This window comes from Lysinibacillus sp. NPDC095746 (assembly GCF_044763535.1).
GTDB lineage: Bacteria > Bacillota > Bacilli > Bacillales_A > Planococcaceae > Lysinibacillus.
This window is the reverse complement of record NZ_JBIWGL010000046.1, coordinates 1-21972: the sequence shown is the minus strand read 5'-3', so window position 1 is coordinate 21972 and position 21972 is coordinate 1. Positions and strand designations below refer to the sequence as shown.

17 protein-coding genes and 3 pseudogenes are annotated in these 21972 nt (G+C 35.0%); 8 read left to right on the top strand and 12 right to left on the bottom strand.

Going from position 1 to position 21972, the window contains the following annotated elements; all coding sequences use genetic code 11:
• On the top strand, positions 1–302 hold a 302-nt coding region (locus ACIQ7N_RS22345; RefSeq protein ID WP_402936324.1), incomplete at its 5' end, for a gamma-type small acid-soluble spore protein.
• Between the two features lie 887 nt (positions 303–1189).
• Entirely contained in the window at positions 1190–1378 is a 189-nt protein-coding gene (locus ACIQ7N_RS22340; protein WP_402936322.1) for a hypothetical protein, read from the top strand.
• A gap of 252 nt (positions 1379–1630) precedes the next feature.
• Here the strand turns inward: ACIQ7N_RS22340 and ACIQ7N_RS22335 are convergent.
• Positions 1631–2350 (bottom strand): annotated as a pseudogene (locus ACIQ7N_RS22335) (citrate/2-methylcitrate synthase); the annotation flags it as partial.
• An 841-nt stretch (positions 2351–3191) separates the two neighbouring features.
• Here ACIQ7N_RS22335 and ACIQ7N_RS22330 point away from each other — a divergent pair.
• Positions 3192–3467, top strand: coding sequence for a YqhV family protein (locus ACIQ7N_RS22330; RefSeq protein ID WP_274068928.1), 276 nt, complete (start codon positions 3192–3194; stop codon positions 3465–3467).
• Positions 3468–4175: 708 nt separating this feature from the next.
• Here the strand turns inward: ACIQ7N_RS22330 and ACIQ7N_RS22325 are convergent.
• From ACIQ7N_RS22325 to ACIQ7N_RS22305, 5 genes are all read right to left on the bottom strand, one after another.
• Entirely contained in the window at positions 4176–4349 is a 174-nt protein-coding gene (locus ACIQ7N_RS22325) for a DUF6366 family protein (protein WP_402936320.1), read from the bottom strand.
• A gap of 406 nt (positions 4350–4755) precedes the next feature.
• Positions 4756–5574, bottom strand: a complete 819-nt coding sequence (locus ACIQ7N_RS22320) for an SPL family radical SAM protein (RefSeq protein WP_402936318.1) — start codon at positions 5572–5574, stop codon at positions 4756–4758.
• A gap of 219 nt (positions 5575–5793) precedes the next feature.
• Positions 5794–6327 (bottom strand): methylated-DNA--[protein]-cysteine S-methyltransferase, encoded by a 534-nt coding sequence (adaB, locus tag ACIQ7N_RS22315; RefSeq protein ID WP_402936316.1) that lies wholly within the window; start codon positions 6325–6327, stop codon positions 5794–5796.
• Positions 6311–6949, bottom strand: a complete 639-nt coding sequence (locus tag ACIQ7N_RS22310; protein ID WP_402936315.1) for a bifunctional transcriptional activator/DNA repair enzyme AdaA — start codon at positions 6947–6949, stop codon at positions 6311–6313. The genes adaB and ACIQ7N_RS22310 overlap by 17 nt, the downstream gene beginning before the upstream one ends.
• Before the next feature lie 89 nt (positions 6950–7038).
• Positions 7039–7752: a 2OG-Fe(II) oxygenase gene (locus ACIQ7N_RS22305; protein ID WP_402936313.1), complete on the bottom strand. Its 714-nt coding sequence runs from the start codon at positions 7750–7752 to the stop codon at positions 7039–7041.
• Positions 7753–7921: 169 nt separating this feature from the next.
• Here ACIQ7N_RS22305 and ACIQ7N_RS22300 point away from each other — a divergent pair.
• Positions 7922–8817, top strand: a pseudogene (locus tag ACIQ7N_RS22300) (DNA glycosylase).
• A 426-nt stretch (positions 8818–9243) separates the two neighbouring features.
• Positions 9244–10668, top strand: a complete 1425-nt coding sequence (locus ACIQ7N_RS22295; RefSeq protein ID WP_402936338.1) for a VanZ family protein — start codon at positions 9244–9246, stop codon at positions 10666–10668.
• A 420-nt stretch (positions 10669–11088) separates the two neighbouring features.
• Here ACIQ7N_RS22295 and ACIQ7N_RS22290 read toward each other — a convergent pair whose 3' ends face one another.
• On the bottom strand, positions 11089–11445 hold the full coding sequence (locus ACIQ7N_RS22290) for a hypothetical protein (protein ID WP_402936312.1): 357 nt from the start codon (positions 11443–11445) through the stop codon (positions 11089–11091).
• A 1143-nt stretch (positions 11446–12588) separates the two neighbouring features.
• Entirely contained in the window at positions 12589–13494 is a 906-nt protein-coding gene (locus tag ACIQ7N_RS22285) for a cation diffusion facilitator family transporter (RefSeq protein ID WP_402936310.1), read from the bottom strand.
• Between the two features lie 419 nt (positions 13495–13913).
• On the opposite strand from ACIQ7N_RS22285, the gene ACIQ7N_RS22280 reads away from it, so the two are divergent.
• Positions 13914–14855, top strand: a complete 942-nt coding sequence (locus ACIQ7N_RS22280; protein ID WP_402936308.1) for a hypothetical protein — start codon at positions 13914–13916, stop codon at positions 14853–14855.
• 54 nt (positions 14856–14909) lie between these two features.
• On the opposite strand, the gene ACIQ7N_RS22275 is transcribed toward ACIQ7N_RS22280, so the two are convergent.
• The gene (locus ACIQ7N_RS22275; RefSeq protein WP_402936307.1) at positions 14910–16571 is read right to left on the bottom strand and encodes a hypothetical protein; all 1662 of its coding nucleotides are present in this window, start codon (positions 16569–16571) and stop codon (positions 14910–14912) included.
• Positions 16572–16780: 209 nt separating this feature from the next.
• Between ACIQ7N_RS22275 and ACIQ7N_RS22270 the strand changes: the two are divergent.
• Positions 16781–16971, top strand: a pseudogene (locus tag ACIQ7N_RS22270) (LysR family transcriptional regulator); the annotation flags it as partial.
• Between the two features lie 368 nt (positions 16972–17339).
• On the opposite strand, the gene ACIQ7N_RS22265 reads toward ACIQ7N_RS22270, so the two are convergent.
• The 3 genes from ACIQ7N_RS22265 to ACIQ7N_RS22255 all read right to left on the bottom strand — a co-directional run bounded on the left by ACIQ7N_RS22265 (position 17340) and on the right by ACIQ7N_RS22255 (position 20290).
• Positions 17340–18110 (bottom strand): CPBP family intramembrane glutamic endopeptidase, encoded by a 771-nt coding sequence (locus ACIQ7N_RS22265; RefSeq protein WP_402936305.1) that lies wholly within the window; start codon positions 18108–18110, stop codon positions 17340–17342.
• 78 nt (positions 18111–18188) lie between these two features.
• Complete coding sequence (locus ACIQ7N_RS22260; RefSeq protein ID WP_402936303.1) at positions 18189–19121, bottom strand: alpha/beta hydrolase family protein; 933 nt, start codon at positions 19119–19121, stop codon at positions 18189–18191.
• A gap of 68 nt (positions 19122–19189) precedes the next feature.
• Positions 19190–20290, bottom strand: coding sequence for a helix-turn-helix domain-containing protein (locus ACIQ7N_RS22255; protein WP_402936301.1), 1101 nt, complete (start codon positions 20288–20290; stop codon positions 19190–19192).
• Positions 20291–21344: 1054 nt separating this feature from the next.
• On the opposite strand from ACIQ7N_RS22255, the gene ACIQ7N_RS22250 reads away from it, so the two are divergent.
• The gene (locus tag ACIQ7N_RS22250) at positions 21345–21788 is read left to right on the top strand and encodes a carboxymuconolactone decarboxylase family protein (protein WP_402936299.1); all 444 of its coding nucleotides are present in this window, start codon (positions 21345–21347) and stop codon (positions 21786–21788) included.
• Positions 21789–21972: the final 184 nt, after the last annotated feature.

Genomic DNA, 21972 nt, shown 5'->3' with positions numbered 1-21972 from the left:
AAACTGATGTTAATCAAATTAGACAACAAATTCAACAAGCAGAAGCTAACAAAAAACAAGCTTCTGGTACAATGAATTCGATGAGCCAAGAATTCGGGAATGAAACTGATGTTAATCAAATTAGACAACAAATTCAACAAGCAGAAGCTAACAAAAAACAAGCTTCTGGTACAATGAATTCGATGAGCCAAGAATTCGGAAATGAAACTGATGTTAATCAAATTAGACAACAAATTCAACAAGCAGAAGCTAACAAAAAGCTAGCTTCTGGTCGATTTGAAAATAATAACGATACAAAATAAATTGATTATGATTCCAAAACCGGCAATTTTTTTGCCGGTTTTCTCCATTATTTCTCTAAGCATATAGACTCTACCTAGCGTCAGTATTATTATTTATTTTAAATATCTAAGTCCATCGCATTGTTTCGGATCACTCCATATATCATTCCCTCATTTTTTGACTTTGCTATCCCTCCTATTCTCTTTTCTCCTGTACATTTTCCTCTTTAAAATCATATATTTTAAAAATAATACATACTTTGCATGTAAGGAGGAATTAACATCAAAAAGATCATATTTTCCATTATTCTTTTATTAATTACAATTGGCATCTACGTATTTTATAATCATAATTCCCAATCTGTTACAGATATTTCCTCATATGCATTTGTGTCGAAGTTGAAGAGATAAACAAAAAGATTGGAGAAGTTGAATTAACTAAAAAAATTATAAATGGTCTCGTAGAACACGGATTTTCTCCAGACAAAAGAATCCTCTATACAATATATTCACCTGAAAATAAAGTTCTAACAATTTCACTATCTAACTTTGATAGGGATGATAAAACAATAAATAAAATAACTAACATTATTAATACTATTTCAAAAGAAAACAATCTCGGCACATTTTCAGTGAAGTTATCTGACAAAGAAAAATAATATTGGCTGAAGATTTGAACAATACTTATCTCGATTGGGTTTGGTATTTCAATAACACTTATTTATGATGAAAATATCTGCTGTTGTAGATACTTCTAGAAGAAAAATCTATTGAAATGAACACCTAACACCTAATAAAAATCCACTAATAATACCATTTGAACAGTTTACTTAATTGTTAGCTGTTCTTTTTATTGCACATGTTAACCTTAAAGCTTGATGTATTTTCACATAAATTGGAGGGATAAAATGTCTGGTAATTTACGTTTCTATACGCAAATTGTTTCAACAATTTTATTTGTCATCATTGTTTTCATGAATTTTTTAGGGTATTGGACAGCTGACAGATTCGTTCAAATAGTATTTTTTTTTAGTATGATTTTCGCTGTTTTCAGTGTGGGTATTGAAATGGAAAAAAAACTAAAAAACAGAAGCTGATTGGAATATTCTACCCGGTTTTCTACTGCACAATATAGTTTGGATATTTATTTAATATAGTGTCGGAAGTTAAAATTTTGCTTTGGTAATAACCTGCATGTTCAAGTACCCTGCATCATTAATACCAATAAAAAAAGAGCTGCATATGCAACTAAATGATCTTCAAGTAAAGCCATCGTTACTAAACTTCCTTCTTCAATAAAGCAAAGAATCCGTCATCATCAATTGTATATTTCTCGTTTCCTATACTAATTCAAAGCCATCTACTGTTTTGGCTTCAAGAAGTATATACATTACTGCCTCGTTTGTCCCACCATGTAAATTCCCTTTCAATGATGCGACCGCCCCAGTTAAAGCACCATACAAATTAGATTGTGTTGAGGCAATAACACGAGCCGTAAACGTCGAATTTGGCATCTCGTGTTCACTATATAAAACGAGTGATTAATCAAAAATTTCTTCTTCTAAAGCAGTTGGTTTTCTACCAGTTATCATGTAATAAAAATTGGCACTATAGGAAAGCTGGTTATCAGGCTCCACGACATCTTGATCATTTAATACACGATAGCTATTCGCTACAATATTTGGCATACCACCTAAAAGTCTATATGCTCGTGACAAATTCATTTCAGTTGAACGATCATTGATTTGCTGATCATAGCCTGCTAACACAGAAATGCCTGTTCTAAGCCCATCCATAGCATGCGTCCCATCAGGTAATAACTTGAAAATTTGAAAAATATCTTGTGGAACCTGGTAATTAGATTTCAACTTAACCTGTAAATCAGCTCGTTGCTCAGTAGTTGGTATTTCTCCATGCAACAATAAGTAGACAATGTCGAAATACGAATATCTTTGTGATAACTCAATCAAATCATAGCCTCGAATCACAATCTGACTTTCTACAGTGTCTAAAAAAGATAGCTTTGTTTCAGCGGCAATGATTCCATCGAGACCTGGTATAGGTAAAATTCTGAAAAGACAGACTACCGTTAACTATTTTTCTTTCTTGGTGAACTATTCTGCATTTTTTAGCAATATTTCGTATAAAAAAGATTTTTAAAAGGATCCCGCCGAACCGGTTTTAGAGAGTTTTTTTAAAAGAAAGGCGATCTCTTTTAAATATGAGCTTTATTTAGGCGTGAGAAATTGGGTACATTTAGGAATTACAAAAATTTATAGGAAGTAGTCCGACTATAAGTGTTACAGCAATAATAATCAGCGGTTATCTGAGGGCCTAAAAGAAACTATAGAGGAAGTGAGTTCTTTACCTTTTTGGTTATTAAAGACGCCAGGATCAATGATTACCAATGATCCTGGCGTCTCGTTTTTCTTTTGACATATGCGGTTTTAAATTTGTGTTCAGCAACGTCGTTTATTGTTCCTATACGGACGACTAGCTTTGCGATACAACATTTAAGGAAAATAGAAATTGTTATGAATGCTATTAGTATTACTTGTTTCGGAATGGACTTTCTTTCGTTAAGAAGAATTTCATAATATTTTTGGCTAGCATACGCTACAGATAGTTGTTTTTAATAATAATTTAACCCGTTGCTAATACAAATATAACCCCTAAAAAACTATGGAGAAAATGGATTTCTAAAAACAGATTCTATTTGAACTATTAACTAGAAAATCGCTTATTAAATGAACACTATAAAGCATAATATAACAAGAATAATTAACACGAATCATACATATATTGATTTTAGTATTTCATATTAAAACAGAAGTCTACAACTATCCTAATGATGGAAATTAATATAAGAGAATTTTATTTTCACCGTTAAAAACTATCTATAAAGATTGGATGATGACAGTTATTGAAAAATCGGTTCTTGCTATGGTTATTTTACGGGTATTGTCTGGAAGTATTGAAGTAAGTGCTGGATTGTTGATGCTAAAGTTTAATAGTTTAGAAAAAGCATTCTATATTAATACAATGCTTGCTTTGGTTGGTCCAACAGTTTTAATTGTAACGACTGCTATTGCATTATTTGGACTAGCTGATAAAATTCCAGTGACGAGAATTATTTGCCTTTTTACAGGAATTACTCTTATTATTGTTAGCTCACATATTAAGTGATAATAAAGTCAATATTCGACAATAATAAAATTCTTCCAAAAGTATGTTTTGCAATTGATGATAATTACATTATTTTAAATTGACACACTCTAACGGCTGCTCCATTAAAACGTACATATCAGTATACCAATGGTAGTAATGCAAATTGAACAAAGTTTCGCACTTTACGCATGGCGACTTTTATAGGCGTGTGACACGATGCGTTTTTATATGTATAAGTAACAGCTACTTGCACAAATTAATATTGAGTGTATCGCACACACTTATTCGGTTGTGGCGTTGGTTGACCGTCACATCCTCCCTCATTTAGGGTCACCTTAACTCAGTGACCCTTTTAAAATTTTTTTCTCAAATTGTAAAAGGCTAAAGTTTTACCAAATCCTTGATCTCTTAGATTTTGGTAGGAAAACTTTTTGGTGAAATTGAAACTAAATGAAGATGCTTTGAATTTTAAATTACGATTTACAGCTTTGAGCTTACTAAAACAATAAAAATAACGCTGTGAGAGCGATCTAGATTCAGTAACACGTACCGTTACCCATTTCGATCGCTCTCACAGCATAAAATAAAAGCTGCCATCCGTTTTTTACGGAGACATGGAATATTTTAAAAATGCCAAATTTAGTCTATTTTCTCCAGATTGACTGATCAATGTAAAAAATATGAATTTTCCGAATACTATTTACTGAAAAATAACTTATATACGATCTATCCGATAAATAACAATAAAATTAATGCAATCGACTCTTTCCAACCCATACCAGTTAAATTACCGCCAATTCCTCTATTAATTCCATCATTTAAAGAACCAGTAGGATTATTTTTAAGTTCACTTTGTCTTAAACGTTCTCTTTTTTCTTCTGGTGTTTCCTTTGAATCCATGTGATACACCTCCAAAAAATTATTAGCTTATTTATAACACATATGGTTTTAAAAGTGTTAATTACGGATTATCTACCTTCCATTTTTTTATTTGAAACCCGAAAAAAGCCTTTACGGATTTTATGCCTGTTAAGCGCTCTAATTTTCGAACGTGCTTAGATGGGATAGCCAATTTTATGGCTGTCCATGGAACAGAATTACCCCTTTTTCTTGCGATATACAAATCTATATATATATATATATATATATATCTATTTTATAATGGTTTTTTACTATTCCTCATCTAATTAGAGATCTCGTAACTTGGCTAATATTTGCTCACGTTCTTGTGCAAAATAGGCTTTCTTCTCTTCTGTTAATTCTTCCTGCTCATGATGAGTCGTAACCATGCAGGTACTACTTACTGCTAAGGTTCGAATCCCTTTTGGCTAATGAAAAGTTCATCTTCCGAAAAATACTGTCGCATTCGTTTATAAACCATTTGATAGACGGATGGATGATACCATTCTTCCATTTCCAGATTTCTATATAACGCTTGTAAGCCCATCCTGTGTGTGCGTTTACCGCCACTGCCGTCCCCCATAAAATAATCATCAATACATACTCGGTTAACCAATGTACGTAATATTTCCGCAAATCGCTCGCTACTTGGTAATACGGGAGCGATCGCAACCTGTGCAGGAATACCGGCTTCAGTAAGCTGTTGGAGTGTTGTAAGCCTTGCCGGAATAGGAGGAGCAAAGGGCGTAAAATGCTTACGAATATCTTCCCTATCTGTCTCTACTGTCATACTTACCCGAACTTTATCTTTAAAATGTTGCAGTAAATCAATATCTCGACTTACTAATGGGCTTCTAGTCTGTACTAATAGGAAGTCAGGGGGATCTTCTACCATAACTTCTAGTAAAGATCGCGTCACTTTTTCCTGATACTCAATTGGTTGATATGGATCTGTACTTGAGGACATAAAAATGGTTACATTTCCTTTAGATTTGGCGCGATGGAGCTCCTTTTTTAATAAATTCGCAGCTCCGTTTTTAACATCAACCCAATTTCCCCATTCTCCTTCTCGAAAAAGAGCTACAGGCATTTCGCGTACATAACAATAGGAACACCCAAATGAACAGCCTGTATAAGGATTTAGGGAATGTGTATATCCAGAAAGAAAGCCAGTCCCTTTATTCAGAATGGTTTTCGGACTTTTATAAAATATTTCACTTTTCATGATGAACCTCCATTCAATCTAATGCCTCGGCGTAATTGCGTCCAAATTTTGAATTGCGCTTGCACAATTAACTCCATTCAAAATTTGTGACATCCGCTGGAGGCTTAACTTGAATCAGCAGGGAGTTTGGACCCCCTCCTGATTTATATGTATCTTCGTATTCATTCCTCCATTTATAGAAGTGGGGGACTTCTGCTGAATCAAGTTAAACGGCAATAATTACTCATTGCTAGATGAACCTCGTTTTTCTAGATCCAGGAGCTGTGTCTTCATTTCTAAACCGCCACGATAGCCAGTTAATGAGCCATTCTTTCCTATTACACGATGGCACGGTACAGTCATTAATATCGGATTAGCTCCAATAGCCGCTCCTACAGCACGAACAGCTGCTGGCTTTTTTATATTATTTGCAATGTCGGAATAGGATGTCGTTCGTCCATATGGAATTTCACAAAGTGCATTCCAGACTGCTAGCTGAAATGGCGTACCTACGTACTCAAATGGAACAGTAAAGGTTTTGCGCTTTCCTTCTAAATACTGAGTGATTTCAATAACATAAGGTTCAAGCTTTTCATCATCTTCAACAAGAGGACTTCCTGGAAAGCGTTTCTTAGCCCATTCGAACAATTCCTCGAATGGTTTGTTCTGTGAACCCACAAACACAAGCCCCTTTGAAGTTGAACCAATATAAAAATTCCAATCCTTAAACTTAAATAAAGACCAATAAAGGGTTGGTTTATTCTTTGTTTCCATTGTACTTTTCCCCCATTTTACTCATTTGACGAAATTGTGCTGGCGTCTGTCCAGTTTTCTTTTTAAATAAAGTAATAAAATAAGGCGCGTTAGCCATACCCACACATATGGCGATATCACCAATCGCTTTATTTGTCTGAATTAAATACTTTTTTGCCGCGCGTACTCTCACTTGTTGTATATACTCAACCGGCGTAATGCCTTTAATCTTTTTAAATGTTCGATGCATATGATACGGACTCCCGTGACAAATAGTTGCTAACGACTCTAGCGTTAATTTTTCTGTGAAATTTTTATCAATGTATTCAGTAATTAAATTAACCCACTCGCTATCTGGCAGATTTTCATTAGTTGGCTTACACCGTTTACAAGGGCGAAAATTTGCGCGGAGGGCTTGTTCTGCGTTTGAAAAAATGCATACATTTTCTTTTTTTGGAACGCGAGATTTACAGGATGGTTTACAGAATATCCCTGTCGACTTTACAGCGTAGAAAAATTGATGATTGTACGCTGTATCATTATTTAGTATTGCTTGCCACTTTTCATCTGTTATCATTTCTGCATCGTTCAAAGTGCTATAACCATCGTTTTCTTGATGTCCGTTATTAATTCTATCCGGCATTTATCTCACCTCTCCTTACAATATACTCCCTATAACTTCAGAATGTACAATTCTGGGAATAGAATCGCAAGATTTTGAAGTTTAATTTTTTATTTAGAGTCGTGAAAAATGATTCCAAGACCGTATCGTTCTCCAAAAGTAACCGTACTTACGCCGTGACGAACCGTATTTTTATAATATCCTTTTTTGCCTAGAACAGGTCTGTAATTTGTAGGAAAGATCAGCGCACTGCCTTGTTCTAAAGTAATGACATGTCCCCTACTCTGAGCACGAGGAATTTGTTCCACTAATAGCGATTCTCCACCGCCAAAGTCTTTATCTCGTTGATTTAATACAAATACTACTTGAAACGGGAAAAATATGTCGCCATATATATCTTGATGTAAACAATTAAACCCGCCTGTTTCATACTTTAAGAGTAAAGGTGTCGGTCTCGTTTGTTCATATTTTTCACAAGTGTTCAAAAAATCTTGAAGATGATCTGGAAACTGTTCTGTTTTTTTTAAATAACTCAACCATCGATTAGCTGTTTTTGCTAATTCCGGATAGAAGGACTCTCTTAAACTTTGGATGATTTCAGGTAATGGATAGGAAAAATATTTGTACTCCCCATTCCCAAAGCGATATCTCGTCATATTGATTGTCGTTCTATATGGTTCTACCTCATAATACAATTTTATGAATAATTCACATTCCTCTTTTGTTAAAATCGCTGGAAGCTTTGCAAATCCTTGCTCATCTAATTCATTTTGAATGGAATCCCAATTTAAGTTTTCGACACGTGTTTTTATATCTTGGACCATCTTTATCCACTCCTATTTAGCATTCTTAATAATTAACACTATAACCTCATAAATAGAAAAAAATAAGGTGTTTAGAATGTAATAGCAAGATAACAAAATTAGGTAAGATACTTATGTGATAAAGTAAAATTACAATAGAAAATCGTATTTAGATGAGGAGAATGGAAAAATGACATGGCATGAAGTCAATGATGATATTGTAATCACATTACCTGGAAATTTCGACATGAATGCTAACCTAGGCTATTTAACAAGAGAAAAAAATGAATGTATGTATGAAATAGAGAACGATAAAATTACAAAAGTTATTGCCATAGGAGAATTTCGGTCCTTAGTACAGATCAGCGTAATCAATCATAAACAAATGGTTGTTCAATTCCTAAATGATTGTAGACCTATTGAAAAGTGGAAGCGGGAAAAGATTGTCAAATATATTCAAGAATGGTTTGATCTTGATAACGATTTAACGCAAAGGCAGACCCATTACTTAAAATGCCCGCCGAAAAATTTTATGGAATGCGAGTTATAGGCATTCCTGATTTATTTGAAGCATTATGTTGGGGAGTTTTAGGGCAACAAATTAACTTAGCCTTCGCGTACGCCTTAAAGAAGCAATTTGTAGAAGGATTTGGCGATTCTATCGAATGGAATGGCAAAAAGTATTGGGTGTTCCCATCGTACGAACGAATTGCACAGTTAACAACTACCGACCTAGCAGGTATTAAAATGACGGTGAAAAAAAGTGAATATATTATTGGAATTGCCAAATTAATGGCAAGTGGAGAATTATCGAGGGAGAAATTAATGAACATGAACTTTAAAGATGCTGAGAAGAGCTTAATTAAAATACGAGGGATCGGCCCATGGACAGCCAATTATGTTCTCATGCGCTGCCTAAGGTTCCAGACAGCTTTCCCAATCGATGATGTGGGTCTTATTAATTCGATAAAAGTTTTACGTAATATGGATCGAAAGCCGACGAAAGATGAAATCTTAGAAATATCGCTTCCGTGGAAAAACTGGGAATCATACGCTACCTTTTATTTATGGCGTGTCCTATACTGAATAATAATAACTTTATTTAGAAAGGAATCATCTTATTCGGTGATTCCTTTCTATTTTTTCCTGGATTTTTATCAAAATATAAATTGTTGTACAGCTCATTAATTTTCCAGCTTCGTTCTAACAATTTTGGGTTATTTCCTACCTCTTCTATAAGATATTTTGGTTATTGCTGTATTCAACGCCTGAGCTGTACCTTTCGTTAATTCATTAAATTTTTGAGTCCTTTTATTTGTCATTTAAAGCGCAAGAAGGCATAGCAAGTTCTTAAGAAATTCTTCATAAATAGCCTAGCTAAATATTAATAATTTCCATTTACAATTAATAGGTCGACAAAAAACACCTCAATTTAAGCCAATGGAATTAATAGTAATCGACTAGTCGTGTAGAACCGCAAATATCATCAGTTAGGAGAGTCTCGCTTTGGGAATGACAGAGATTTTTAGTAATATTCGGTATTTAATGTTGCCTGTATTAATAATTATTGGAATTGAGTTCATACTGATCGCACTATATTATTTTTTTTATTATCGAAAACAGCTGTCAGATCGAAAAAAACAGATTCGTATAAAGAAACTTGTTCTTGGTGCAGTCTTCATCGGATATATTATTTTTGTGTTGGAGTTAACTGTTTTTGGTCGTGGCACTTCCCATTCCCTGCAGATGAACCTTCAGCCGTTTAGTGGTTATATTGATGCATGGAAAAAATACTCTTTACGTGATCTTCAAAATTGTATTTTTAATATTTTGATGTTTGTTCCTCTAGGCATTTTTTTACCTTTAATTAGCTCTAAATTCAAAAAATTTAAGTGGCTTCTTCTTATTGTTATAAGTGCTACGTTATCTATAGAAACGTATCAGACACTTTCAGGAGCCGGAATTTTTGAGCTTGATGATTTAATGAACAACTCACTTGGTGGTATTATGGGATACCAGTTTTACAGACTAGGGGCTTCCATCGTTGATCACAAAAAAGTAAAAATAAAAAGTCTAGTCGGAAACCTTGCCATACCGCTATTGATGGGTTTGATTTTTGTTGGGATGAATATTGTCTACGCTCAACAGGAGTTTGGTCATTTAGCAATAAACGCTTATACAAAATCGAATATGTCAGATGTACAAATATCAACTTCACTGGAATTAAGCACATTACCGACAATTGCCCCAGTATATAAGAAAGTCATTAAAAATAATGAAGTTGAGGCCCTATTGCAACAGAAATTAGGATTATCAGTGTTGGATGAACATGTTACTAGTGGTGATTGTGAGATTCTATTGGAGAATAAAGCAGGTTCCCAATACACGTTGTTTGTTGGTTCAGATGGATACTGGTCATTAAAGGAGAATAATTATACGCCAGGGCAAACTACTTTATCGGGGCAAGAGTCATTGTTTGACATGGCAAAGGTCATGATGGACGAATTTGATATACTACCCCAAGACGCTGAAATGACTGTATTGGATACTGGAGAATTTGCATGGAATCTTAAGGATAATACTAATTTAAACGCTGATTATTGGACTGGAGACATAATGCTTGATCTTAAACAAGATGGCAATGTTTCTTCGTTAGCATATAATATCCATATGAATCAATTTAAACGAGAAGTGAACATACTGTCTCCTGCAGAAGTGTATGAGCGAATAAAAAATGGGGAATTTCCCCAAATAAAATATAATGCATTGGTGAATGAGGATGATCTTGTTATAAAAAAAGGAGATCAACTTGATATAGAATTAATCGAGCTTTCTTATATGTATGATACGAAAGATTTCTATCAGCCAATATATAGAGTTTCTGGAAAGTATAATGGAAATGATTGGTTTACCTTAATTCAAGCAAGACGGTCGTAATTATGAGGCATTTACACACAAGCCCTTTCTTATGTTTTCTCTATGGCTTTTTTCAATGTTCTATTAAAGCTTATCACGGTAGCATCCTATGGCTTGAATACAAGCGTGAGACAGCACACTAGAATTTGAACGTAAACGAGAATCGCTAATTAATCTTAAAATATTATTATAAATCTGTACCGTATATATAAAGGCGCAGATTTATATCTCACACCATCTTATCTATATTTACTATAGTAAGAGCTGGAAACGTACTTCTTTGTATAGCTGTTCTATGTAGTCCAAACCGCTGGATTTTCAATATCATCCACTTGTAGAGCATTCGTTCCATCAGTTTGGTAGATAGTCTAACTTGTTTTTCTGCCAAGATTCAATGAATGGAAAATATTTTTAGAGTAGAACGATGTTACCGACAACATTCTATTTTTTATTACGAATTACTACTTTTTCTTCTTCTCCTTCCCATTGAATTTGAATAGGTACATTATTAGGAAGGGCATCACACGGACCGCCGCATTTTACATGAATTTCAAATTCCTCTTCGTTTTTAAATTCGCCATTGCCAAATGTTGGGTTGTGAGAAGCTTCATATATTTCGTATTTAAAATTTAATGGTTTATTTTCTTGTCCAATATAAGAGATGATATAGCGTCTATTGCTATCCATTTCGCTTACCATTTTTACATACCAATTATCACTTTTTCCTTCAAAATATTGTTTTTTAAATTCTGGCTGACTTGGTTTTTTTTCATTTGCACAAGCAGCAAGTAGCATCATTAATATAAGACTTCCAATCAGCAATAAAATTTTCTTAATATCTACTCTAATAATTGATCATCACCCTTCCCGATATATGGTCATCTAAATGTTCTATTTACTGTAAAATTTCAATTTCAAATAATAACTTTGTTTCTTTATTTTTATGTTAAGGATTCCTCATTTAAAATCACAAACCAGAAAGTTAACACAATGTTTGCAACTAATGTATGTATTACATATGTTGCAAACATTGGGTGAATATACTTTAAATAGTAATTACCATAATTTATATGAATAATCCCTTTATGAACGATAAATTAGGAGCACTATCCGATAATTCGAATAAGTTATGACAATATTATGTAAACTACAATTATTTATAATAGAGTGGTTCTTCAACTACTCATAAATATCTTTAATGACCTTAACGGATCTACAACAGCTAATGAGGTAATGTTTCCATTGTTAGTAACTTCAAGTCTGAGACGATCTGAACTCGTTTTCTTTAACATGGAAGAAGATAATAGATGGAAATAGGAAAAAGAACGGATATTGCCCCTTCACCCACATTTAATCCCGCTTTTGGCATCCTTTCAACGTTTTTTAAGATTACATCAAATTTATCCATCTGGAACCTGTTTTCCTGAAGCTACTATTATTTATACTGTTTGGATTTGAAATCAAAGCCCATGCTGCAGCGACTCTCTGCGCTTAAATACAAGAAGGCGATACCCTTTTTCTTTCTAACCTATATATTACGTCAATCCTCTTTCTTCAAATGATCTTGCTCCAAGAGCTTACCTTTGTTTAATGGTCATTTTTAAATAAATCCCCACTTTAAGTCCAAAGCATTTTTGTAGGATGTTTTCTCAATGATCGTTTAATATAGATTGTTACTCTTTGATGTTGACTTAGTAGAAAAAGAAGATGTTTTTTTACAGTGCAGAAGTTATATATGGGGATATATCGACGATTCTGGAAGAGGTAATAGAAAAGAGCATGTTCTTTACTTTATGAAGTAAAAAGCATGCTCTTTAAGTAATTATTTTTATAATGTAATAAAAGTCTGATTTACGTTTATTTTTATTGAATTCGTCAGTATGCTCCTTAGCTATTCATCGATAGCATTCAGCCACTTTATTACCAGCACTTTTTTGTAAATTAGTTTTGATCAGGTTCTATATAGTAAGGATTTATATGAATAAGGACTTCCCCAACATCTGGGTATTTATTTAATAGTTCATTTTTTATATCACGAGCTATATCATGGCCTTGTTTAATTGTTAAATCATGATTAAGTGAAAGACGAACGTCTAGAATCTTATAGTGACCGTGTTCTCTTGCACGGATTTTGTCTATTCGTTTAACTTGATAAAATTCATGAATAGTGGCTTCATAACCATCTAAAAGATACTGATCCACGCTTTTTTCCATTAAAATATCAACAGAAGGTTTAACTAATTCCATTGCGATTCTAAAAATAAAATAAGCTACTAAAGCACTTGCGATTGCGTCCGCGTATAACAAATATGTCCATCCAATTGCATTTCCTATAATCGCTAAAAAGACGCCTATAAATGCTGCAAGGGAAGCAATAATATCTCCTTTATGATCATAAGCGATCGCTATTATAGCCTTACTATTCCATTTTTTTCCTTGTTTTATGGAGTATCTATATAATATTTCTTTCGCTATGTAAGAAATTAAAGCTACAATCAATGCACTGTACTGTGGTACACCGGGTTGGTCAAAAAATGCTAAAATTGCTTCTACGAATATATAGAGTGAAACTAATATTAAAATAATGCCAACGATTGCTTCACTTATCACCTCTGCCTTACCATGCCCAAAGGGATGATCCTTATCGGGTGGTTTATTAGAGATACCTACAACTGCTAGCACAGCAATCGAAGCTACTACATCTGCCCCAGAGTGAATTCCGTCTGCGAATACAGCCTCACTACCTCCAAAAAGACCAAAGAAGATTTTACCTATCATTAGCATTAGGTTGGATACAAGTGCAATCCATGCAACTTTTTTGCTAATTTGTTCTCTCTCACTAACCATTTATTTCTCCTCCGATTAAGAGTTTTAAAACTAAAAAATGAGGGGAGAAATTCTCCTCAAATCCCCTTAACCTACTTCATTCAATTAATACTCAACTATAATATCAGACGAATATCGAGTGGGTCTACAACAACCTTTTTTACCATTACTAAATAAATTTAGATTATAAAAATAAGTTGCCTCAGACCAAATTAAACAACGCGTATTTACTGTTCTTTTCTCTTTCGAATATCCTTCAAATTTATTAACGTGTTATTGCAAACTTTAACGTTAGGTTTTACAATTGGTATATATTGTATTTTTGAGAGTCGGGAGTGTGAATTGAAATATCAACTATTAACAAAAATAATGTTATTCCAATCTCTGTTTTTTGTGGTCAGCCTCGCTGGACTATATGGGTGACCTATGGTTGGTGTGTGTTGGCACTAATTTTAGCCGGCGTCTACTTCTTTTGGGCGAGTGGTGGAATGGTCGGTCTTCCTCCTGTTAGCTATGGTCACGAAATCAGTGAATTGTTCCATAGTTCTATCTTCCGAGGATATGCGTTGATTGCGGGCAGCATTTGTATCCTCTCCATCCCGGGGGCACTTGCCATGGTACAATCTTGGGGTAAAAACCTCCCAAGCTGGCTTCTCCTCATCGTTGCCTGGTCAACGTGTACGGTATTACTATTTGGAATATCGACGGGCCTAATTGTCATTGATGCTCTTCGTCTCTTTGGTTTCATTCCTTTGTCGGTGGATAAACCCGGTTTTATCCTTAGAGGACTCTTCTTAACAGGAGGAATTTTATGGAGCGTAAGAACACTTATTTATCAGCGTTGGCTACGTCATGCTTGCCTTTTCTGTGGTCGGGTCACTACGCCTTCATCTACTCGATGGAGAAGATTTGCAAGAAATGCCGGTTATCTCTCGTGTATTCCCGCCTTGTTCTATGGAGGATTAAAAGTATATTGGAGTGCAGGGGGATCGTTAGGCTACATTAATAGAGAAGTCGCACTAGCTACAGGACATGTGGGCCAGTTTGATTTCACCGCAATCTTAGCCGCTCTTGCAGTAGTTCTTGCTCTAGCATTGATTCAACCATGGGGTGAGAAATTGCCACGCTGGCTTGTGCTTTTCATCGCCTTTGTAGCGTGTACATTGTTAACAATTGGTGGAATCGTTGGTCTTGCGACAGTACTGTTTCAAATAGGGAATTCCACATACCTTCCAACTGCTATGGGTGGACTGATTTTCCCTATATTCATCATCATTTATACATGTTTCTTATTTTGGGGTATTATGCTGTGTATAGCCGCTTGTTTCTATGCACAAAGGACACGTCGCTCGTGTAAACACTGTCAAATGGCGGCTAGATGAATGAAAAGAAGCTATTTTGAAAAAGATAATCAAAATAGCTTCTTTGCAGGTTTATTAAAACTTAGGAATATTATTGTATCCTTCGATGATATCCCCAAATCCTTGGTTAATGAGAAGGTCCGCTACTGGTCGAAGAATTTCCTGTTTACTTTCCACGAGATATTGAGCTTTTGAGCGAATGAGTTGATCAAACATTTCACTTCGTTTTTCTCCAACAGCTTCCCAACATTGTTGAGACTTCAGTAAATCTCCTAACGTCAAGAGAGGATAATCAATTCCGTCAAAAGTGAAATCACCATTCACTTGATACCAGACATCTCCATTCTCTCGTAACCATTTTTCTCCGATGTTTTCAATACCCCGTCTCATATTTCTAGCTACGTCTAAATACGATGCTTCTTTTGTTTGTTGATAAGATTCTAGCAGGAAATTCATTTCTCCTAAAGCATGATTTAAAGATGTATGTGTCTTCTTTGTCTGCTGGGGAGAATAATAATCGGTCACAAGGTAACCACCTTCAGGAACTTCGATTATGTTGCCATTTTTCGTCTGATCGACCAAAAAATCTGCGTAGGTGATCATCGAGTTTTTAAGTTCTTTGATGTCAAGCATGTCCCCTGTTTTTTTTAGGAATAGCGCGACATTCTCGTTATGCCTAGTATCGGTATAGGGAGCTTGGATGCCATAATCTTTTTTCAACCACGTACTCGTATACTCCGTTTCCCATAACCCTTTGTGATCTCCTTGAAAAATAAATAAGTTCGCAACAGAATTTAGTAGCAAATCGTAGTAGTATCGCTCCTGTGTAGTTTCATAGTAATTTAACGCTTTTTTATCTTGGACCCTCACCAGGTTTCGTCCATATCCTAATTTTGTTTCTGGTTCGATCGACCATGGAAGTTTTGAATAAGGCCCTTCTGCTGTATACCATTTGTTCGTTTCTTTGTATTGTTTAGTACTTTGGCTAATCCATTCATCAAGCGCTTCTTGTTTTTTAAATAGAGGCTCTTTAGATAGTAACAACCAGTTTTCAGATATATCATTTCCAACTGATTGAAGTGGAAGCGTTACAGTAAGGCCATTATCATCATGCATTAATTTTAAGTCCTTTTTTTCACTCGTCAATTCTCGGACAACACTGTTGTCCCCGTTCTCATAGTTGGTTTTTAGTTCTTTCGATATGTAGTTTCGGCTTATCATCATATTGGTCACTAAGTTTTCGTGTTCCTTTACTGTTAACAGGCCGATAGGATAGGTGGTTGGATCTACACCGTATACATGATCGTGCTCATGTTGAATTTCCTGGCGTTCGAAATCTGTCAAATCATACTTTATATTTCCGCTTATGGGGTACGATATCGAGGCACTATACCCTTTACTGCTTTTGTTTTGTAATTGAGTGAAAATGAAGAAATCCCCATTATCGATTTCTCGAACAGTTACCTTGATGGAACCCATGTTTTCCCCATTTTCAAATAAATTATAAATCGTTGTTTGATCTGTTGAACGAATATGTGATTTATTTGAACTATTGGTTTTTTGCAGTAGTAAACCATTGGCTTCCAAATGTAATTGTGCGGAGTTTGGTAATTCTAGTGAAACGCTCTCTTTAGGTTCAATTTTTTTATTGTCATCATCTTTTAATGACCATGTTATGAAGATTATGACGGCTAACACGAAACATAAAATGCTACTCCAGATTTTTCTTTTAAACAAATTTCCCCTCCAAAATATAACGATTTTTCAACATAAAAGTCACCTAAATTATACCAGTGTAGAATAAGAAAAACAATTTTTCGACCATAACTAATTCTAAGATTTCTATGTAACATTGAAATAGAAGCTGTTGGTTCTTTAATAACTAGCTAAAGTTTAAATTCTCAGGGGATTTATACGGTTCTCTAATTTTAATAAAGAACGTACGTATATGGAGATATGAGAGCTTGAATACTTTAGTACTGTGTAATGAGCTTCATTTTTCAAAGGCTGCCGAAAAATTGAATATTTCTCAACCGACGCTTAGCCATCAAATTAAAGTATTGGAAAATGAACAAGGTATTCCACTATTCGATCGTCTAGGAAAAAAATAGCAATTACAGATGCAGGTAAAATATTGGTCATCATTTCATTATTTTTTCATTGTCTTAGCGTTCGCTAGATGAACATGCCAAGACAGTGCCTCTTCTAATAAATGAGGTGTGTGATGATGACCATAGATTTTTTCTATGATCAATCGTTCAATTGATACTCATTTAGACCTTCTCAGATGGAATGATACAAAAAAATGAAAATAAAAAGATTCTTTTGATGCACACTTTCGGAGTACTGAATGCCAACAAAAGAATCTTTTTATAATTCATTTATCAATAACTCTAAAATCACAAGGTTATTTTAATGAAATTTCCCTATTTCCAAAAATTCTATTGAAATGGAATTTTGATCCACTACCAATGATTACTTTTTGGTTATGTCCTATACTTCCGATTAGATAAATAATGGCGCTATTACATGCGGAATGAGTATATGCAACACAAAATCGGTAGAAAAGTGAGCAATCATAGCCGACTCCAGACCCTTTTTCCAGTAGAGCCAACCATAGATAACGCTGAGAGAGCCGTTAAGCAATACCGCTCGGAGGATTACGTCGCTAGTGATGGCGGTTATTGCGCCCGTGATTCCGAGATGACCGAGGCCAAAAATAACCCCTGTTATAATAATAGCCAACCACACGCCGATTTTAGTTGGTCCTCCATCTTTCGCCTTTTTGATTTTGGAAGCAATCCAAACCAAAAGCGTCATCAAAAAAAGTCGGAATAATATTTCTTCTGCCGTACCGCCATAGAAAATCGCAAGCGCGGATTTCCAAACCGGCACCGCCATTTCCGCCTTCATTAGTTCAACAGACATATTCCAGAACGGGATGCACAGTAAAACGACAAGGACACCGCCCAAAATGCCCCAAAGGACAGATGCACCGAGTATAGATTTCAGATAGCCATTCCGCTTTTCACCGCCTGTAATTCCCTCCAAAATCGGTGCGCCAAATCCAACACGTCGCGCCAAAAGCAATCCGAAAAAGCTTGCCAGCACACCTAACACCAGTGTTTGTGCAATCTGCGCAGGTATGATGAGCTGCATAGGTGCGTTATCTGGCAGCGGCGCAAGCGCGTACGTAAACGGTATAACCATTACGCCCGTCACGACGCATACGGCAATAAGTAGGAAGAATAGTCTCCAATTTATTATCTTTTTCATGATTTAGTTTTCTCCTAAGAAATTATTTCGTGCCTAGTTTGTAAATAGAAATAGCTATTGTTATTTACCTCCTGATGACTATTCCGATACCGAATGAATCCAATCGGCAATATCATTGATCACTTGTTGATCGACATGTTGTGCAACTGTATACTCTTTTTTTGCTTTTCGTATCTCGCCATAAACAAAAGGCATGAAAGCATGATTCAGGTTTGGATAAAGCTTATACGTTACATTTGATCTATCTCCCAGCATTCTTTTATAACCATTAAAATCCTTTTCCACCGATACATGAAAATCTTTCTCTCCTTGCAGAATGAAAATGGGCTTATTTAATACCTTGAGATAATTGGCAGATGGATGTTCGCCCATTTCTTTTAGGTAGTAGGCTCTAACATGTTTTCCTAAAACTAAAGTTGATTTTGCTTCTTCATCACTTAGGTTATAGATGTTGTCAAACTTTGATGATATTGCTAATATTTGTTTTTCGGCAATCACTTTCAAAAACTTATTCAATGAATTTAAAACTTCGTTATTTTGATCCATTAGAATTTCTTCAAATTTGCGTGGAGAACCACCCATAATAATGATTCCAGCAAACTTACCACCTTCTGCATCAATTCGCGGAGCTAACATCCCACCTAAGCTATGACCAATAATAAATATTTTGTTTGAATCAATACGTGAATCTCTTCGCAAAAAATTTGCAGCGAGGATTGCATCATCAATGGTTTCTTCTTTCACTGATATCGCAATATCCTTTCTCATTTCTTTACCATATACGAATGTTCTTTTATCATATCGCAGTACTGCAATTCCTTTTCCAGACAAACCCTCAGCAAGATCCTTAAAAGGATAAATGTTTCCGATTTTTTCATCCATGTTGCTTGGACCAGAGCCTTGTACCAATACAACTGCAGGAAACAATCCTTTTGCTTCATCAGGAATAGTTAATATTCCATTCAGTGGGTACTTTGTTTCAGCACCTAAAACAATTTTTTCATTACTCATTATGATTACCACCTTTAATTAAAAACTAAAGATAAGAGAATGCATCAAGTTGGCCCTATCAGTTACTTTCAAATTTGTGCTTTTAATTTTTCAACAATACTTTTGAATTTCGGTTCATTGTGCAATGGGAAGAATGCAGGATTTTCTATAACACTTTGTACGATACTTTCTTTTACTATCTTTTCGTCTCTAGGAGCTTCAATATCATAATCCTTCAGCCAGTTTTCAATACTGTCAAAAAAGGAATCTCCTTTCAATTCATACGGTAAAAGGACGTTCGTACAAATGTATGTGTATTTTCCGAGCATTTCCAATGCTTTTTCCGGTTTATTTTGCATCATATAACCTTGTGATGCGGCCAAATATAGCAACGACACCAAATTAGGGTCCAGTTTTTCTACTTCAAAGATTTTTGCAATTTCGATAAAACGTTCAAGGGCCTGCTCAAATTTTTCAGGTTGATTGGCAACTAACAGCAAGTATGACTGTGCTGGCGCAAGAAGGCCGTGGAGATGTTGATACAGACTGACCTGTAAAGGTTCCTTTGCCTTCTCTATATTTCCTGTCATTTGATAGGCATTGGAGAGTAAAAAGTTATCACTAATCGGCGGCTTCATTGTTTCGTCAAGTAATTCTAAGGCTTCCATTGGTTGATTTAAGATTATATGACATAGTACTTCCAATGAATTTGCCTGCTTCGCGATCCATACATCATTACTTTCCTTCTTAATCCGGGTACATAATTCAATGGCTTCCTGTAACAGTGCTTCTTGTTTTCCATTTTCCGTAGCAAGGACAAAATGATTGACATATAATTTAGCCATTTGTAGTAGCAGAGGAAAACAAGAGAAATATTTTTTTATAATGGCACGGCATCGATCAAGTACATCATCAAAAGGTTTGTTGCTAAAATCCTCAGCCAGTTGTTGGTATGTCTTCTTTATATCTTCTTTTGTCATTTGCGGGAGATAACCAATGAGATCATCAATACTTATATTAAAATAGGTTGCCAATTGTGGCAGCAAGGTAATATCCGGATAGCTTTGAGCCGTCTCCCATTTGGATACGGAAGCCTTCGATACACCGACATACTCAGCAAGTTTATCTTGTGTGATACCTTTTTCTTTTCTTTTTGCTGTAATAACTTTTGCAATACTTATTTCTCTCATCCTTTTCACTCCCTATACTATTATTAAAATGCATTTTACCCTCAATTCCAATGGAGTTATATTTTATTTTAGTAGAAAAAATCAACCGCAAGGCAACAAATCCAGTGATACACAAAATCCATTTCAGCATTTGTAAACGCTTTTTGTATATTGCCAGCAGAGAATATTTTTTAATGACATAGCCAATACAATAACACTATATTCCCTTAGCCTACGGTTCGAACAATACTTGAATGGAGTGTAATATACGGTCTAACTATTATGTTAATAGCAGTGGTTGATGGGAGTTTTTTGACCAAATCCTAAAATTGTAGACATGATATTGCTCTAATGTAAGGTCAGTTCCACACTGGGTAACTCAACTTGGTTGTTACGACTTAATAAAACTAGAGGTTGTTTAGTTCCACCGTCATTACATATAGATTAAAAAGCCACCGTTAGCCATCCATGAAGCGCAAAAATCAGCTCTTCATCACAGAAAATGAAAGATGATTAAGTTCTTTCATGGGAGTTTAAGTGTAATTTTTCGCAAATCCTTAGATTTTGGCATTGAAAATGCGGATCACACCATACTTATTAATTTCCTCAGATTGTTCTGTAGTCACTCCTTTAGAATGGCCAGAATGCTCCGAGTTTTGTCTAAAGTTATTTTGCTTCCCCCATGATGAAAAATGTTTTTTAATTTGTGCTATATTGGACTGTAACTTGATCTCGTCCATATATTCCTGTTTTGTTAAATACAAACGCCCTTTATTTCCTAAGTCTGTTACTTGAAGCAGAGTATTTTTATCAAATTTAATCTCTCTTCTAATGTCTTTTCCTTTAACAGTGATCTATTTTCGTCCCACGTTTAAAATTTCACTTTCAACAAGAACCTTATTTCTGTAAAAAATATGCTCTTTAAAAAATAGAGCGTTTGACCTTTTTCAAAAAAACTCATCCTTTCTTTCTTAAATTCCCATTTAAATCGAATATCATAAAGTTAAAATCAGTACAAATGTTCGTGTGTAGTGTTATAATAAATTTATCCTAAACACAAAAGGAGTTTTGCCGTATGAGCCAAAGAGTTTCCTACTATGATGTTGCACCTGATGGTATGAAAATTATGATGGATATGGAAAAATACACAAAGAAGTCTACAATTAATCGAGTAACTCGGGAACTTATCAAAATAAGAGTCTCCCAAATTAATGGATGCGCGTTCTGCTTAGACTTGCATACATCCGATGCTCGTATGATGGGTGAAACCGAACAGCGTATTTATTGTTTAAATGCTTGGAATGAATGTACTTTTTATACACCTGAAGAGAAAGTTGCTCTAGAATTATCTGAGCATATTACTTTAATTCCTACTAAAAGAGTTCCAGATGAACTATATAAGCGTGTATGTGAATACTATGACGAGAAACAGTATGTTGATCTTGTTTTAATCATCAATCAGATCAACAATTGGAATAGAATTTCTATTGCAATGGGGAATACAGTAACTGAAAAATAATATTTATTTCCTGACAAACCGACTCCCCAGTACAATACGAGGGCACTGAAAAAGTCTATATCTTCTCACATCGCGAGGTATTTAACGAGTAAATCGTTGAATACCTCTCTTTTTCATTTGGCACTGTGACTCTACTGTTGTTTTCCGAAGCATTCCGCTCGCTTTCCGCGGGCGAGCGCCGAGC